We start from the raw sequence: 16,896 nt of genomic DNA on the forward strand, positions 1-16,896 counted from the left end.
CGTATCATGACATCGGATGAATCGGGAACTCAACGATGAAGCGACTTCCGACACCAACTTCTGACTGAACAGAAATCGCCCCCCCATGGTCCATGACGATCATTTTACAAATCGCAAGTCCGAGACCTGTTCCGCCAATTTTCCGGGTATCTGAGTTATCGGCCCGGTAGAATTTATCAAAAATGAACGGTAACGCCTTATCCGGAATTCCAATTCCTTCATCTTCGACTTCAATTCGGACGTCTTGTGCTGTCACTTCAGTACGTATCTCGATGTTTCCACCATTCGGTGAGTATTTGATTGCATTCATGATTAAGTTCGTAAACAATTGCTTCATTTTTTCTTCGCTTGCCATCAAGAGATGCGCCCCTGAACCGAACGCCATTCGAACTGTATGTTCACTGCTCGCTAACTCGAACATCGGTTTCATTTCAATCAGCAGTTTCTTTAAATCAATCGTTCTTTTCGTTGCCCCTTGCGTCAAATCTTCACCCTTTTGAATTTCGAGGATGTCGTGGATCAGCTCAGACAAACGGACGGTCTCGGAATAAATCGTCTCGAGGTATTTCTTTTGACGGGGCCCGTCGAGGGAACGCTTCATCAACAATTCTGTGAATCCCATGATTGAAGAGAGCGGCGTCCGCAGTTCGTGAGAGACGATGGACACGAATTCAGCTTGCTTCAAGTCGAGTTCTTTATCTTTCGTCACATCGCGCAAGACGAGCATCATGCCCCACTCGACGTTCGCAATCGCAATCCGCTCCGCATAGGCACTGAGCAAGAGATTGCCTCGAAAGGCTGACAGTTCAATCGTTTCACCCGGTATATCACCGTTCATCAGCTGACCAATATAATCGTGCAACGCATCCGGTTGATCGACGTGCTCAAACAGCGATGTCGCCCGCTCATAGGCATGTCGAAATCCTTGTGCTTGATTCAACAGTTTTGGCGGGAACATATCGAGCAACGCTTGGTTGGCATAGATTTGTTCGCCACTACTCTCGATGTAGAGGACTGCTTCGCGAATCGAATCGAGTAACTGGTACGTCTTGATTTTTTCATGCTCCATCTGATGGAACAAGAGGTGTCGCTCTAACGTCATCCCGAGCTTGCGTGACAAGTCTAAGATGTCTCCGACTTGTTCTAAATTAAATTGCTCGAACTCATGCTTTAAATAAATCAACCCGACGACATTGTTGTTACTCGGTGACTGGATTGGAATCGCGGACTCATATCCTCCTGTTTCAATCGGCAGTTGGACGGACTTTCGCATCACGAATGCACGGCGCAAAACGGAATATTGATCTAAGTCCTTTTCAATCAATTCCATCTCTTCCACCGCCTCTGTCACGACATGACTGAGTTGTTCGCGCCGGTAGAGAATGATTGCACCACGCGTCAATCCGATGAGTGGAAGTAGCTTCAACAGAAGCGTCTCGCACGCAGATTCGACGTTTTGTGTCGCGAGTGTTTCCATGATTTCATTTCGGTGTTTTAATTTATCTTCGGCTGCGAGCAAGTCGTGTTTCAGCTGACCGATTTGTTGCTGATCCGTCGTGACGTCCGCACTTTGCTCGATCGAAGGAAACGATCCACTCTTCAAACGATATGGTCGTGTTTTTTTAGTTGGACGGTACCGCATGACTTTTTTCAATGAATTTCTTCCTCCTAGCTGAAAAATCGTTTCTAAAATTATACCACGCGTATGAGAAGGCCGGCATACATCATTTGAATTCTTCTTGCTTCAGTAAGGAGCGGAAGGACACTTCAAATTGCTCGTTTTCTAGGCGCGTTCGCTTTTTCGGTCCCTTCGTCCGTCCGCCGGCCCGACGAATTTGTTGGCCGACATGCCGCGTATGCAAGAGAAAATCAATATTGTCATCTGTAAAAATTCGTCCATTCTGGTCAATCGGTCGTCCTTTACGCGCTAAGGCAAGTGCCGCCAGTCCATAATCTTGTGTGACGATGATATCACCCGGTGAAATCCGGTTGACGATTGCATAATCGACCGCATCCGGACCTTGTCCAATTGTAATCGTCGTCGCCCCCGCCCGGTTAAATTCATGCGCTGTATCACAGACTAAAAACACGTCCACCCCGGCGCTTAACCGGATTGTCAAATCAACGACCGGACACCCATCGGCATCGACTAATACTTTCATTTCCCTCTTCCTCTCTGTTTACCTATCTGTCCTAAGTGTCCGCGAGAAACAGAAACACTGTCAAGCGAATCGCTATAAGTTGACCCGAGTCCGATTTCGCAAGACAATAGATAGGAAAGGAAGTGCCCGTATGGAGCAAGCTACATTCAAATCATTTTTACATCTTCTCAAAAAAAGTAATCCCCCGGTCGGTCTGCTATCAGCAGCCGTCGCCGTCTCGGTCATCCAGGCATTAGCGGCACTGATGATTCCGTGGTTTCTGAAATCACTGATTGATAATTTCTCGGTCGATCGGCTGACACCCGGACTGATTTCCTTATTCATCGTCGTTTTTCTCGTCCAACTCGTCAGTAATGCCTTTTCGATTTACTGGCTCCAGATTGCCGGGCAACGCATCGTCGCCAACTTGCGGACATTACTGTGGAAACATCTCCTCGGTCTACCGGTTCCGTTTTATGATGAAACAAAATCAGGGGAGCTCGTCTCCCGCCTCAACAATGACGCGACGACGTTACAACAGTTGTTGTCGGAGCAGCTCGTCCGCCTGTTGACATCCGTCGTTTCCATCATCGGGGCCATCACGATTTTATTTTTCCTCGATTGGCAGATGACGCTTGTCATGGTGATCGCCGTTCCGTTGACGTTACTGATCATCATCCCGCTCGTCCGGAAACTGCATGAGATTTCCCGGGCGACACAAAAAGAACTCGCCGGATTATCCGGCTTCTTCGCCGAGATGTTGAGCGAAGTCCGGCTCATCAAATCGCAAGCGACCGAGTCTTACGAAATGGACCGTGGAAACGAAAAGATTGAGAATCTCTTCGGCTTCGGCGTCAAAGAAGGTCGGATTCAAGCGATTCTGTTACCGCTGTTCAACGTGACGCTGACATCGATGCTGATCATCATCATCGGCTTCGGTGCTTACCGGGTCTCGACGAACCAAATTTCTGCCGGTGAGCTCGTCGCCTTTTCACTCTACTTGTTCCAAATCATGACCCCGCTCGTGACGATGACCGAATTCATTTCGAAGCTCCAGAAAGCACGCGGGGCGACAGAACGAATTTCGGAACTTCTCGAAGAACAGCCGGAGCAACAAGGAACGCGTGACGTCACCCGTCCGTTCGGAGCGGTTCAATTCAATCAGCTCTCGTTCGGCTATGATGAGACGACGTTACTGCATGACGTGTCCTTTTCTTTGCCGCACGGCCAGACGACGGCGATCGTCGGACCAAGCGGTTCTGGAAAATCGACGTTGTTTGCGTTGCTCGAACGGTTTTATCAACCGACGTCAGGAGATATTTCACTCGGACCGGACGGCATCGAGACATTCCGACTTGAAAGCTGGCGCCGGGCAATCGGCTACGTCGCCCAGGATTCACCCGTCTTGTCGGGAACGATTCGTGATAATTTACTGTACGGACTCGTCCGTGACGTGACGGAACAGGAAATCCGCGATGCTGCAGAAATGGCGAATGCCGATGCCTTCATCGAGTCGTTCCCGCATGGTTACATGACGGAAATCGGCGAACGTGGGGTCAAACTGTCGGGTGGACAACGGCAACGGATTGCGATCGCCCGTGCCTTGCTGCGTGATCCCGAACTCTTACTCCTTGACGAAGCGACGTCGAGCCTTGACTCGGAATCGGAACGCGTCGTCCAAGAAGCACTTGAACGTCTGATGCACGGACGGACGACGTTTGTCATCGCCCATCGCCTGGCGACAGTCCGTCACGCGGATCAAATTATTGTTCTTGAGGACGGACGGGTTTCCGGCATCGGGACACACGACACCCTCGTCGAGACGAATGTTTTGTATAATAAACTCGTAACGCAACAATTCATCGGTCAGACCGATGCAATCAGGGGGAATCACGGATGACGAAAACGGTAGGATTTATTGGACTCGGTGTCATGGGCCAAGGAATGGTGCGAAACTTACTGAAAGCCGGTTTTGCCGTCAAAGGCTATAACCGGACAAAAGAAAAAGGCTTACCGCTCGAACAGGACGGGGCGACGATCGTCGACACGATTAAAGAAGCCGTCACCGGCGCAGACGTCGTCATTTCAATCGTCGGGTACCCGGAAGACGTCGAACAGATTTACTTCAGTGAAGACGGAATTTTAGCGAATGCTGCGCCCGGGACGATCGTCATCGACATGACGACATCAAGCCCGGCGCTCGCCGTCAAAATCGCGGAGCAGGCACAAGCAAACGGGCTCGTTTCACTCGATGCACCTGTCACAGGTGGTGACCTTGGTGCGAAAAACGGGACACTCGCGATTCTTGTCGGTGGTCAAGAACAGGCTTTCGCTGACGTCAAACCATTGTTTGAGGCGATGGGACGCTCGATTTCATTATTCGGCGGTCCCGGAAAAGGACAATCGGCGAAACTCGCAAACCAGATTGCAATTGCCGGTTCAATGATCGGGACAGCTGAGATGTTATTGTTCGTCACGCGCTCCGGCATCGACCCGACCCAGTTCGTCGAGACGATTAAAAGTGGTTCTGCCGGCAGCTGGTCACTCGAGAACTTGATTCCGCGTGTCATCGCGGAGAATTATTCACCAGGATTTTTTGTCAAACATTTCATCAAAGACATGCGTCTTGCACTTGAACGGGCGGATGAGATGGGAATTTCGACACCGGGTCTTGCGCTCGTCAAATCACTGTATGACGAGCTCGCAGCGATGGGGCACGGTGAGTCTGGTACACAAGCACTCTATTTATTACTCGCTGAAAAGTCACAGCAACAGCAACCGTAACAAAAAGGTCCGCCCGATTCATTTGGGTGGACCTTTTTTGATCAATTGATATCGGTTAATGAGAAATCGTATGCGGCAACCGCTTCTTGCTTCCCGTGCTTTCCACATAGAAATCATAAAGGGCAAAGTCCGTTTGTTGCGGCAACCGCTTCTTGCTTCCCGTGCTTTCCACGTAGAAATTATAAAGGGCAAAGTCCGTTTGTTGCGGCAACCGCTTCTTGCTTCCCGTGCTTTCCTCGGGCGAGCCGCAAGCCGTTGCTCCTTGCTTCTGACGAACAAGGAGCAGGGTCTCGCCTGGCTCTGACAGCGCAAGGTGACCTTGCGCTTTTTCCCGTAGGAGTCACGAAAAGCGAAGCGATTCTGAACATATTATCTTTGCCTTCTTGAAAAACAGAACGATTCGACCGAGCCGTCCGTCTTGAATCGCTCCCTAACGAATAGCAGTGCATTTGTGACCCTGCAGCGCAGCGAAGCGGCACAAATCACTGCCGCTTGGGAGACGAGACAAGGGAGGGAGGCGCGAACGGTCGGTTTACTCCGAATCCAGTCCAACTCAAAAGGTCCTCCGATTTCTCAGAGGACCCATCCGTACCAATCATTCAGCCGCTGTCGGCCGTTCTGCTTTTAATTTCTCATAAAAATGTGCCATCGTCGTATCGAAATACGGCGTCAGGAAGATGACACCGACCGTACTCAACAAGGCGAGAATTCCCCAACCGATGAAGCTGATGTAGAGTTTGATTAAATGTCGTTTCTGTCCACGCATCATCCGTCGGCTCTCTCCTAATACTTGAATAAACGACAGTTCCGGACGATCGACGAGAATATACGGGACGAGTCGGTAAACAAGATAGAAATAGATCGCCGGTAAAATCAAAAATGATCCTGCATAGACGAGCAGTGTGACGACCGTGTACGAAAGAATCGTCCGGACATATGATTTCAACGAAGCGAATCCTTCGAACAACGTTCCGATGCCGGCTTTTTCATCTCGAACGAACCGTAAGTAGGAAATCGTCCGTCCGACCGTGACCGGTGCCAAAATAATCGTGACGACGATGTTCAAGCCAACGAATTTCATCATACTTCCGATGTCTTCTTGATCAAACGACATTCGACTGGCCGCTAAGGCAAAAATCGCAAAATAGACGATTGAAATGCTTAGCCCAACAAACCAGTTGCCTTTTAATGTCGCGAGTGCTGTTTTTTTGTACGCTGAATTTGTCATCATAAACCCCTTCTCACTTCACTTTCCCATTTGATTTTAACGTAGTCCCGCTTGAAAAAATAGGGACGTGCTTCGATTTCAGAGAAAGTTGTGACAAACTACTGAAAGATGGACGGACGACAGCAACAAACAAAAGGAGAGGCACACCCTCCCACTCAGGGAAGATGCACCTCTCGTTACCGATGCTTTTTTAAAGAAGTGATTTCAAGGCCGATACTCTTGATGCATCGACTTTTCCATTAACGAGAACTGCTGAACCGACGTGGAGTTCGGTCGCTTTCGTCGTTTCCAACAACTCTTTTGCTGCTTCGACGGTAATGCCGGAGCCCGGTAAAATCGTCAATTCCTCGTGTCGTTCGACGAGTTCCGCGATGACCGCTTGTCCTTCGAGCGCCGTTGCTTTGGCACCCGACGTCAAAATGCGGTCGACTTCCGGGAAGTCGGCTAAGACCTCTGCTGCTTCGTGGATATCACGGCTGCTGTCGATGGCCCGGTGGAACGTCAGCGACAGCTCCCCTTTGTGTTTGATGACGCGACCGAGGAATCCTTCATCAATCCGTCCATCCGCTGTCAACGAACCGACGACGATGCCGGCAGCCCCTAATTCACGAATCAAGTCGATATCGGTGATGATCGTTTCCTGATCCGCTTCTGAATAGACAAATGACTTACTATGTGGCCGGACAAGGACATGGACCGGGATTTCTACTGCCGAAAGAACTTGACGAATCAATCCGTAACTTGGTGTCAGTCCACCTTCCGATAAGGCAGATACGAGCTCGAGTCGATCTGCGCCTGCTTGTTCTGCAGCCGTCGCCTCTTCGACGGTTGCTGCGATTACTTCTAACATGTACATCCCTCCCGCATCAGTGTATCACGAGACGACGGTCCAGTTCACCCGTTCGTTAAACAACTTCATCTCCCATGATGGTGGATAGGTCGAAGGACTGAGGACGATTTTAGCCCGTCGGAACTCGGCGACTTTATACTTGCGGTTCCCCTCAAACTCGTCACATGCTAAAAAGGCATAGACGTCTTTCGTACAACCGATGACGGCTTTTTGAATCAAGGATGACTCGATGTCGTCACTAACGAAGCCTCGTTCGATTTCTGCGCCGTCAAATGCAAGGAAACAGGCATCAAACGCATAGGAATCAAGTGCTTGCAACACTTCGACACCGACCGTTTGACCATAGGTGTCGACAGTTCCGCCAAGTAAGCGGATTTCACCGCTGAATGGTCCATTCTTACGACATTGTTCCAGATGGTTTGCGATCGAGAGCGAGTTCGTCACAATCGTCGCCGTTCCCGTTAAGTACGGCAATAAGTGCTCGACGGGTTCCCCTTTTCCTAAAAAGATACAGGAGTATTCACTGAGCCATCCTTTCGCGTAACGCGCGAGACGACGCGACAATTGATCCGTCCGACGGGAAATCGGCGATTCTGGTTTCCCGCCTTGATAGATGGCTCCCCCATAAACACGTTTGAGTTGGCGGTCCCGCTCGAGTTCCTCCAGGTAGCGACGGACGGTCTCCCCTGAAACATCCAATCGATCAATTAAATCTTTCGTCATGACTTTCCCTTCTTCTTCCAGCCATTTCATGATTTGTCCTTTTCGTTCTTCTCCGAGTAACGACACACGACCTTCCCCCTTCATTAACGAGTACTAGTTCTAGTGTACCGAACGTCTGTAAAGGTCTTGTAAATCCGGTGTAAAAAAACGTGTGCTTCCTATGAATTGTTGTTGAATTCCTCATTTTTTCAGAATTAACACGTCCCTCAGACAAAAAAAGTCCACCTTTATTCACGGATGACATGAATAAAGGTGGACTAAAGTCAGACTGTTATTGCTTTTCTTTATCGAACAACGGAATCTTCGACTCTGTCCCTTGACGAATCCGACCGATGTTATCGCGGTGTTTGAAAATGACGAACAAAGCAAGTACGGTAAAGAACGTCGGAACGATCCAGTCGTGTTGTACGATGCCGATCGACACGGCAGCGACGATTCCGATGCTTGCCGCGACAATCGAGCTGAGCGACACCATTCGACTGAAACGAAGCGTCGTTAAGAACGAGACGAGCAAAATCAAGAATAAGAGTGGACTCGTCACGAGCAACATCCCACCTGATGTCGCGACAGCTTTTCCACCTTTGAACTTTGCGAAGATCGGATAAATATGTCCGATGACGGCCGCAATACCGGCAAAGAGTGGATGGAGTTCTGACGTGAGCAGAATTGGGACGAGACTCGCGACCGCCCCCTTACCGAGATCCCCAATCAAGACGATGATCCCGGCTTTTTTACCTAAGACACGAAACGTATTCGTCGTTCCTAAGTTACCGCTCCCGTGCTGACGGATATCTATCCCGTGTCCCCATTTTCCGACAAGTAACGCAAATGGTATCGATCCAAGCAGATAGCCGAGAATCAAAATCCCAATGATTTCAATCATGGTCAACCTCCAAAGTATTAATGACCGACCTTCATATATTCTTCGAGAGTCTGTCCATTATTTTTGATTTGTGTTGCAGGACCGACACCGACGTAACGAATATGCCATGGTTCATACGTATACCCTGTCCGCGCTTGGAACCCTTTATCATAACGAACGATGAAACCATACTTCGCCGCATTGTTCGCAATCCACTTACCTTCTTTTGTGTTGCCGAGTTCAGCTGTCAAGCCGTTTCCGACGCTCGGTGCTGAAATATCGAAGACGAGCCCTGTCTGGTGTTCACTGTGACCAGGACGTGCCGAATATTGATCGGCTGCTGCTTTCCCGTCTCGTGCGACATAGTTATTGTAGAGGACCGTCTGGCGTTGACCGGACCGGAAACCACTGACCGCATTCAATGTCACGCCGTCTGCTTTAGCGGCTGCGAACATCTTCTCAATTTGTTTTGCGGCAGGTGCGCGCATGTAACTTTGTTCGAGCACACCCGAATAAGAGAAGCTGATGTCTGGAACGACGAGATCAGACGGTTTGTAGTCGATTGGCAGACTGTATTTCTTGTTGACGACGACGAGTTCATTGAGTCCTAAATCGGCTTTTGTATCCGATTTATCGACGTCCGGTGTCTCTGATTCCGGTTCAGACTTTTTATCCGGCTCAGGATCTTGCGACGATGTTGTTTTACCATCATCCTTTTTATCCTCAGTTGCTTTATCTTCCGTCGCTTTATCGTCTGCGGCTTTTTTATCAGCAGCGGCTTTCTCTTCTGCTGCCTTCTTGTCTGCTGCCGCCTTATCTTCTGCTGCTTTTTCTTCCGCAGCCTTCTTGTCAGCAGCTGCTTTCGCGTCCGCTTCTTTTTTTGCTTCTTCTGCTTCTTTTTCTTTCGCTACTTCTGCGTCTGTCTTCTTATCTTCTTGGGCGACGTTGTCATCCGTTTTTTCTTTTGTCGCATCTTCTGTTTTAGTGGCATCTTCTGCGCCTTGATCCCCAGGATTACATCCTGCAAGGAGGAGCGCTAACGTGCTGACTGCTACGATTTTCTTCATCGTGTATTCCCCTCTTCCTTCGTGCTATTCTATGTTACCTCTAATTGACGCAATAGAAAAGCCCTCCAGCAAGAAATCCTGCTGAGGGCTTAGGCTTAGTTCGAAACGAGTCGTGCATCCTCAGCACTCATCTGTTCATAGATGGCATGCCAGTTCGGAAAGACCTTTGGTAAACGAATCGGTCGGAAATTCTCTTTTTTGACGACGACATGCGTCGTTTTTCCAGCGACGGCAAGTTGACCATCCGCATTTTTGACTTCATAGCCGTAAATCGTCCGAAGTCCGTCGTAATGGCTGATCCAGACCGAGACTGTCGCCGTATCGCCATACGTCAATGACCGTTTGTAGTCGAGATTGACGTTCGTAACCGGTGAGACGTAGCCTGCCTCTTCCATTTCCTTATAATCAAGACCAAGCGACTTAATCAGCTCCGTCCGGGCGATTTCAAGATAAACGAGATAGTTCGAGTGATAAACGATCCCCATCATGTCCGTTTCCGCATAGCGAACCGGTATTTCAATCGTGTGCATGTAACTTCCCCCTTAAAAATCCTCTTTTTCAAGATAGGACCATTCTGAACCGCTGACACTCGCTTTGTCAATCAATCGGACGGACTGTTTCGCGATTGCCCGTTCGACAATCGTAATCGCGGCACGGGCGTTTCCGTTCGGCACGACCTGAATCTGTTCATCTAACGCCAGACGCGCTTCTTCCGTCAAGACATACCCGTAGCGTTCCGCGTAATTGACGATGATTTCAATCAACTCGTCTTTCGCGTAGTTCGGAAAGTGCAGTTCCCGCTTAAAGCGTGACTTCAGACCGGGATTGCTTGCAAGCAGTGCCTGCATCGGTTGCTCGTAACCGGCGAGAACGACGACGAGGTTATCGTTATGCTTCGTCATCTCATCGACGAGCGTATCGATTGCTTCCTTGCCGAAGTCATTTGCCCCGCCGTTCAACGAATAGGCTTCATCGATGAAGAGGACACCACCGAGTGCGTCACGGATGACGTCCCGTGTCTGTTGCGCCGTCTGTCCGACATAACCGGAGACGAGGTCGGCGCGACTGACGACTTTCAAATGTCCACGTTTCAAATATCCCGCTTGACGCAAAACGTCAGCATAAAGGGCGGCGACCGTCGTTTTACCCGTTCCGCTGTTGCCGCTAAAGACGGCATGCAGTTCGACCGGTAAGACTTTAAAGCCTGCTTCCTGGCGCCGCTGTTGCATCGAGAGCAGTGCCTGGATTTGTTTGAGCTCTGCTTTTAGCTCCGTCAGACCGACGAGTGACGCTAACCTTGCATCAATCGACTCGTCTTCCGGTGCCGCGAGTTCGAAATCCGCTTGTTCGAGCAGGGCAAAGTCTTCGTGACTCGCACTTTCGCCGAGGCTTGCACCCTTTTTGAAGATTGCATCGAGGACGATGTTACGGACGGCACGCCCGTTTCCGAAACTCGAGTCGACCCGTTCGCGCTCGAGTCGCGCAAGTAGCGTCCGCTCCGCTTGATCCGTCAGGACATAATCGTTAGACGTCGCAATCGACCGACCGATTTCAAGCAATTCCTGATCCGTATAGTCGGCGAGCAGATAATGGTTCGATTCCGGAAAACGGCTCCGGAGTCCCGGATTCGCTTTTAGGAAGTCACGCATCTCTTCCGGATAACCGGCGAGGACAACGGCGAAACGTCCCGCGTATTCCCCGCTCGTCATCGCCGCGACGAGCGTATCAATTGCCGCCTGTCCGTAATCATTCCCGCTTTGACCGGACCGTTTCAAGGCATAGGCCTCATCGATGAAGAGGACACCACCGACCGCCTCCCGGACTTTACTCATGACCTGTTCTTCTGTCTGACCGACGAATGCACCGACGAGCGACGACCGATCCGTCTCGACGACTTCCGCCCGTTCAAGCAGTCCGAGTTCATGATAGATTTTCGCCATCAGACGAGCGAGCGTCGTTTTCCCGGTCCCGGGGTTGCCCATGAAAATCATGTGCAGTGACGGCTGGTCACTCGACCGGTAACCATCTTCCGTCCGTTTTTGTTGGTACTTCAAGAAACGGTACATTTGATGGACACGTAACTTGATGTCTTCGAGTCCAATCATCGCATCGAGTTCCTCGAGTGCCGAGCGTTCGACTTGTTTGATCTCAATCGGGAGCAGTGAGACGACACGGCGTAATTCTTCCGTCGCCGTCACCTTCAGCTCTGTCATCTCTCGAAAGGCTTCGCGTGAATAAAACCGTTCCTGTAAACTGTTGACAAAGTCCGTCGCCGTCTGTTCGAGTCGGGCACTCGACAAGAGGAGCGCTTTTGCCGCCTCAAACAACTCCGTCCAGCGCGTCGCATCGATCCGCCGCAGCCGTTCCGTCAATTCGACGACTTGTTCTGTTTCTTGTACGATTTGACTCGCCTGCTGAATCATATCTTTTGTCGCCGATCGTTTCGCATTGGCATTATCCGTCTCACGGATCGTCGGGAACGTGTTCGCGACGAGCAGTTGATAACTGCCTTGTAATTGTTGTTCAATCATCAATTGCTCCAAGCGTTCCGGTAAGCGACCGTGTTGTTTGATTTCTTGAATCCAGCTTTCTGCCAGCGCATCAATCCGTCCCGTCATGATGTACCGATGTTCGACGAGTAGCGCGAGAATCCGGACGAGTGCTTCCGTCTCTTTTAACAGCCGACTACTTTGTGCGTAGCGTAAGGCGCGGACCTCCTCGACTTTTTCACCCTGTTCCCAGGCTTCAATTTGTTTGAACATCTCCTCTTTCGAGAATGCTTCCATCGCTTTAGTCCCTCCTACTTCTCGAAAAAACCGACTTTTGTCGCCACGATGTGCGACGTTCAAGTCGGTTTTTCGATTACTTCATTTTTAACCAAGCTGGATCAAATTCATCCAACGACTCGATTTTTTTCATTTTGACGGAATAGAATAACTTACCGTTATTCCGTGACTCCGCCCCTAAGACTTTCGAACGGTCGGATGCGACATAATATGTCGCTTCTTCTTGATTGTCTTTTTTATCGAAGAACGATGGATACTGTTTAATCCACTCATCCGGAACCGTGCTTGCGGGTTCTTTTTTGACGTAGACGTCTGCTGCATTGCCGGCAATATCCGCCTCGCCCTCGATTTGACCAAAGTCACCTTTATCGATGAAGTCGAGGATTTGTTCATTGAAGCCACGCGATAAGAATGGGCGCGGCGCACTGACACTTTTCGATGCTTCCGTCTCATTGACTAGCTTGCCGTCAGCGTCGTATTCCCGGAACATTTCACCGTCCCAAATCGCCGTCGTGCCTGTCGAAGGTCCTTCAATGACTTCCGTTCGGAAATGACCCTGATCGTCAAATACGACTTCGTACGTCCGAGCTTCGAGTGCATCTTCCTTCGTCGATAATTTCTTTTCGACATACTGGATGCGGGACATCGTATAGAACGGTTTGACGGGAGTCGCTTCATCCTCTTTAGAGGTCTGTGTCGTATTTAGTAAATAAAAATTATAGGCAAGGAGTATCGCCATTGCCACGATTGCTACAGCAATCCATGTACTCGTTCGTTTCGTCATGCCATGTACACCATCCTAATCAGTCTCGATTCATAGTTAATGGTATCGGTTTTACGCCTAGAATACAAAGGGTTTGTCTAAGTTCAACTGATTTCTAAGGAAATACGGCAGACTTTTGAACGATTCCGTTCATCGAACATACAAATTGACAAAAAAAGACGAAATGAATCACGTGCGCGCGATTCATCCCGTCTTCGGTTAATTTTCTTTTGGTTCACGTGCGATGATCATCGATTCGTCGACGAGATAATACGAATGCTGTGGCAATTCGCGTAAATAGCCTGTCGCAAACAACATCGCACAATCAACTTGAAACGTTTTCGAATACTTCTTTAATGGTAACTTACCCTCTTTATCAAAATAGCGATCGACGGCGAGCTGGACATGATCCATCTCATAGACGATGTCCCGGTCTTTTGCTTCCATGATCGCGAACGTCTCCCGCGACATGTAAAAGCTTTGTGTCGACCGGACACCGAGGTGGACAGCCAGGCGGTCTAAATCAATTTTCTGTGCTTCGTCGAGTAAGACCGTCCGGTTCGTCCCTTTCGGTAACGTCAACTCAAATTCGTGGGTCGCTTGTTTGACTTCATCGAGCGTAACATCACGAATCGGTAAAGGTTCTTCCTCTTTCGGCTGAAACCACTTTTTGAACCGACTCATCGGCTGGCCTCCCTCCTATAGAAAAAGGCGGGGTTCCCCCCACCTTTTCAATCAACGACAATCCCTTATTTTTGAAGACGTTCGCGAAGGACCATCGGCAAGATTCCACCGTGGCGGTAGTAATCGATGTCGACTTCCGAGTCAAAGCGGGCAATCGCTTCGAACTTCGTGACTTTTCCGTCTGCAGCTGTCGCTGTGACTTGGATGATGTCACGCGGACGGACCGATTCGTCGATTGCGATACTGATTGCTTCCTCACCTGTTAAACCAAGTGACTCAGCAGACGTACCTGCGACGTATTGAAGTGGTAAGACACCCATCATGACGAGGTTCGAACGGTGAATCCGCTCAAAGCTCTCGGCGATGACGGCTTTGACGCCGAGGAGGTTCGTTCCTTTTGCAGCCCAGTCACGTGACGAGCCCATACCATAGTCTTTACCAGCGAGGATGACGAGGCCTGTGCCATCTTCTTTATACTTCATCGCAGCATCGTACATCGCCATCGTTTCACCAGTTGGCCAGTACGTCGTGAATCCGCCTTCTGTTCCCGGTGCGACTTGGTTACGAATCCGGATGTTCGCGAATGTCCCGCGCATCATGATTTCGTGGTTACCACGACGTGAACCGTACGAGTTGAAGTCTTTTGGTGCAACGCCTTTATTGACGAGGTATTGACCGGCTGGTGTCGTTTTCGAGAATGATCCGGCTGGTGAAATGTGGTCTGTCGTAACAGAATCCGCAAATTTACCGAACACACGGAGATCATTCAATGCTTCAACATGTCCCGCTTCCTTCGCCAAGTTCTCGAAGAACGGCGGGTTTTGGATATATGTCGATGCTTCGTCGAAATCATACTGATCGCCAGTCGGAACGTCGAGGTTGTTCCAACGTTCGTTTCCAGTGAAGACTGAATCATATTCAGCACGGAAGCTTTGTGGTGTGACGACGGTGTTGATGATCGTCTGAATTTCGTCACGTGACGGCCAGATGTCAGCGAAGAAGACTTCTTGTCCGTCTTTACCTGTTCCGAGTGATGCGTTCATGATATCAACATCAACCGTTCCCGCGATTGCGTATGCCACGACGAGCGGTGGTGATGCCAAGTAGTTGGCTTTGACGAGCGGGTGAACCCGACCTTCAAAGTTACGGTTACCCGAGAGGACAGATGAGACGAGCAGGTCTGAACCGAGAATTGCATCTTCGACAGCACGGTCGAGTGGACCCGAGTTCCCGATACATGTCGTACAACCGTAACCGACCGTGTTGAATCCGAGCTCATCGAGGTACGGTTGAAGTCCTGATTTCTCAAGGTAATCCGTTACGACTTTTGATCCCGGAGCAAGTGACGTCTTGACGTATTTTGGAACTGTCAAGCCGAGGTCGATTGCTTTTTTCGCAACGAGTCCGGCACCGATCATGACGTAAGGGTTTGATGTGTTCGTACAGCTTGTGATGGCTGCGATTGCTAGGTCCCCTGTACGCATTTCGACCGCTTCGTCTTCGAACTGGACGACTGCGACTTTATCTTTTTCGTCTTCAGAAAGACCGAATCCAGCATTGCCTTGCGGCGCTGTCAACGCTTTTTCGAATGACGTGTGGACGTCTGTCAAATCAATCCGGTCTTGTGGACGTTTTGGCCCAGCAAGCGCAGGAACGATTGTTGAAAGATCAAGTTCAACTGTTTTCGTGAACGTTGGATCTTCGTTTTGTGGTGTGTAGAACAAGCCGTTTGCTTTCGAGTAGTTTTCAACTTTCTCGATCAACGCTTCTTCACGACCTGTCAAGCGAAGGTACGTCAACGTTTCTGTATCGACTGGGAAGAATCCGCATGTCGCACCGTATTCTGGTGCCATGTTAGCGATCGTCGCACGGTCAGATAATGACATCAAGTGAAGTGATGGACCGAAGAACTCAACGAATTTACCGACAACGTTTTGTTGACGGAGCATTTCCGTCACGCGAAGGGCAACGTCCGTTGCTGTTGTTCCCGGGTGCATTTCACCTGTGATGCGGACACCGATAACTTCAGGAACCGGGAAGAATGAAGGTTGTCCGAGCATGCCGGCTTCCGCTTCGATTCCACCGACGCCCCATCCGAGGACACCAAGACCGTTGATCATCGTCGTATGTGAGTCTGTTCCGACGAGTGTATCCGGATAGACGTCGACTGTGCCGTCTGCCGTTTCTTTTTCAAGGACGACCGATGCCAAGTACTCGAGGTTAACTTGGTGGACGATTCCTGTTGCCGGTGGAACGGCACGGTAGTTGTCGAATGCCGTCGTTGCCCAGCGTAATAATTTGTAACGCTCTTCGTTGCGTTCAAACTCTAAATCCATGTTTTCAGCGAGTGCACCGGCAAATCCGTAAGAATCGACTTGAACCGAGTGGTCAACGACGAGATCAACCGGAACTTCCGGGTTGATGACTGATGGATCTCCACCGAGATCCTGCATCGCTTTACGGAGTGACGCGAGATCGACGACAGTCGGAACACCTGTGAAATCTTGCAAGATGACGCGTGACGGTTTGAACGGGACGTCGATATCGTTCGAAACTTGGGCAGTTCCCCATTTCGCCAAGTTTTCGACGTGTTCTTTCGTGATTGAGCGACCATCTTGTTGACGAAGAACCGATTCAAGCAGGACACGGATGGAATATGGAAGACGTTTGACTTCCGTTAGTCCGAGTTCTTCTAATTTTTCCAGGCTGTAATAGTTGTAATTTTTACCGTTCGCTTCAAACGAACGGCGTGCACCAAACACGTCTTGCGTTGGTTGCGTTTGTTTCATGCTGATTCCCCCTTTAAGTGTTGACGACATCAAGCCCCTGATACCGCTTACTTGTACAGCTCTATCATAGTATAATATGAGCCTCGTTACAATTTGAAAGAACAAAAGACTTCCGATAACTTTTTCTTATCGACTAAATGAGAAGCTATATCAATCGTACGCTTATGAAGCGAAGCGTTTGTTAGTTTTCGATACTTCCGTTACGGGTACTACTAAATT

The 16,896-nt window shown here is 49.7% G+C and carries 15 protein-coding genes; 3 read left to right on the plus strand and 12 right to left on the minus strand.

Annotated features, from left to right (window positions below; genetic code table 11):
- Positions 1-4 precede the first annotated feature (4 nt).
- Entirely contained in the window at positions 5-1,654 is a 1,650-nt protein-coding gene (locus tag KNP96_RS06645; protein WP_251135742.1) for a sensor histidine kinase, read from the minus strand.
- 70 nt (positions 1,655-1,724) lie between these two features.
- Positions 1,725-2,162, minus strand: a complete 438-nt coding sequence (locus tag KNP96_RS06650) for a YaiI/YqxD family protein (protein WP_088836799.1) — start codon at positions 2,160-2,162, stop codon at positions 1,725-1,727.
- 130 nt (positions 2,163-2,292) lie between these two features.
- Between KNP96_RS06650 and KNP96_RS06655 the strand changes: the two genes are divergently transcribed.
- The 3 genes from KNP96_RS06655 to KNP96_RS06665 all read left to right on the plus strand — a co-directional run bounded on the left by KNP96_RS06655 (position 2,293) and on the right by KNP96_RS06665 (position 5,229).
- Entirely contained in the window at positions 2,293-4,041 is a 1,749-nt protein-coding gene (locus tag KNP96_RS06655) for an ABC transporter ATP-binding protein (RefSeq protein WP_159173707.1), read from the plus strand.
- Positions 4,038-4,925 (plus strand): NAD(P)-dependent oxidoreductase, encoded by an 888-nt coding sequence (locus tag KNP96_RS06660; protein ID WP_214769714.1) that lies wholly within the window; start codon positions 4,038-4,040, stop codon positions 4,923-4,925. Before KNP96_RS06655 ends, KNP96_RS06660 begins: the two co-directional genes overlap by 4 nt.
- 70 nt (positions 4,926-4,995) lie before the next feature.
- On the plus strand, positions 4,996-5,229 hold the full coding sequence (locus KNP96_RS06665) for a hypothetical protein (protein ID WP_214769717.1): 234 nt from the start codon (positions 4,996-4,998) through the stop codon (positions 5,227-5,229).
- 291 nt (positions 5,230-5,520) lie between these two features.
- Here the strand turns inward: KNP96_RS06665 and KNP96_RS06670 are convergent, their stop codons facing one another.
- From KNP96_RS06670 to acnA, 10 genes are all read right to left on the minus strand, one after another.
- Positions 5,521-6,153 carry a DUF975 family protein gene (locus KNP96_RS06670; protein ID WP_214769720.1) on the minus strand — a complete coding sequence of 211 codons (633 nt, stop codon included), beginning with the start codon at positions 6,151-6,153 and terminating at the stop codon, positions 5,521-5,523.
- Between the two features lie 190 nt (positions 6,154-6,343).
- On the minus strand, positions 6,344-7,003 hold the full coding sequence (locus tag KNP96_RS06675) for a copper homeostasis protein CutC (protein WP_088836795.1): 660 nt from the start codon (positions 7,001-7,003) through the stop codon (positions 6,344-6,346).
- 24 nt (positions 7,004-7,027) lie between these two features.
- Positions 7,028-7,792, minus strand: a complete 765-nt coding sequence (locus KNP96_RS06680) for a DeoR/GlpR family DNA-binding transcription regulator (protein WP_029333368.1) — start codon at positions 7,790-7,792, stop codon at positions 7,028-7,030.
- Positions 7,793-7,997: 205 nt separating this feature from the next.
- Positions 7,998-8,609 (minus strand): glycerol-3-phosphate 1-O-acyltransferase PlsY, encoded by a 612-nt coding sequence (gene plsY, locus KNP96_RS06685; protein ID WP_214769723.1) that lies wholly within the window; start codon positions 8,607-8,609, stop codon positions 7,998-8,000.
- Between the two features lie 17 nt (positions 8,610-8,626).
- Complete coding sequence (locus KNP96_RS06690; RefSeq protein WP_214767439.1) at positions 8,627-9,655, minus strand: M15 family metallopeptidase; 1,029 nt, start codon at positions 9,653-9,655, stop codon at positions 8,627-8,629.
- Positions 9,656-9,750: 95 nt separating this feature from the next.
- Positions 9,751-10,185 carry an acyl-CoA thioesterase gene (locus tag KNP96_RS06695; RefSeq protein ID WP_034801290.1) on the minus strand — a complete coding sequence of 145 codons (435 nt, stop codon included), beginning with the start codon at positions 10,183-10,185 and terminating at the stop codon, positions 9,751-9,753.
- Positions 10,186-10,197: 12 nt separating this feature from the next.
- Positions 10,198-12,441 carry an AAA family ATPase gene (locus tag KNP96_RS06700; protein WP_214769726.1) on the minus strand — a complete coding sequence of 748 codons (2,244 nt, stop codon included), beginning with the start codon at positions 12,439-12,441 and terminating at the stop codon, positions 10,198-10,200.
- A 76-nt stretch (positions 12,442-12,517) separates the two neighbouring features.
- On the minus strand, positions 12,518-13,225 hold the full coding sequence (locus tag KNP96_RS06705; RefSeq protein ID WP_214769729.1) for a hypothetical protein: 708 nt from the start codon (positions 13,223-13,225) through the stop codon (positions 12,518-12,520).
- A gap of 198 nt (positions 13,226-13,423) precedes the next feature.
- Positions 13,424-13,888, minus strand: coding sequence for a DUF3939 domain-containing protein (locus KNP96_RS06710; RefSeq protein ID WP_214769732.1), 465 nt, complete (start codon positions 13,886-13,888; stop codon positions 13,424-13,426).
- 65 nt (positions 13,889-13,953) lie between these two features.
- A complete protein-coding gene (gene acnA / locus KNP96_RS06715; RefSeq protein ID WP_214769735.1) occupies positions 13,954-16,677 on the minus strand; it encodes an aconitate hydratase AcnA in 2,724 nt (907 codons plus the stop codon).
- Positions 16,678-16,896 lie beyond the last annotated feature (219 nt).

The sequence above is a fragment of the Exiguobacterium sp. s133 genome, from assembly GCF_018618595.1.
GTDB lineage: Bacteria > Bacillota > Bacilli > Exiguobacteriales > Exiguobacteriaceae > Exiguobacterium_A > Exiguobacterium_A oxidotolerans.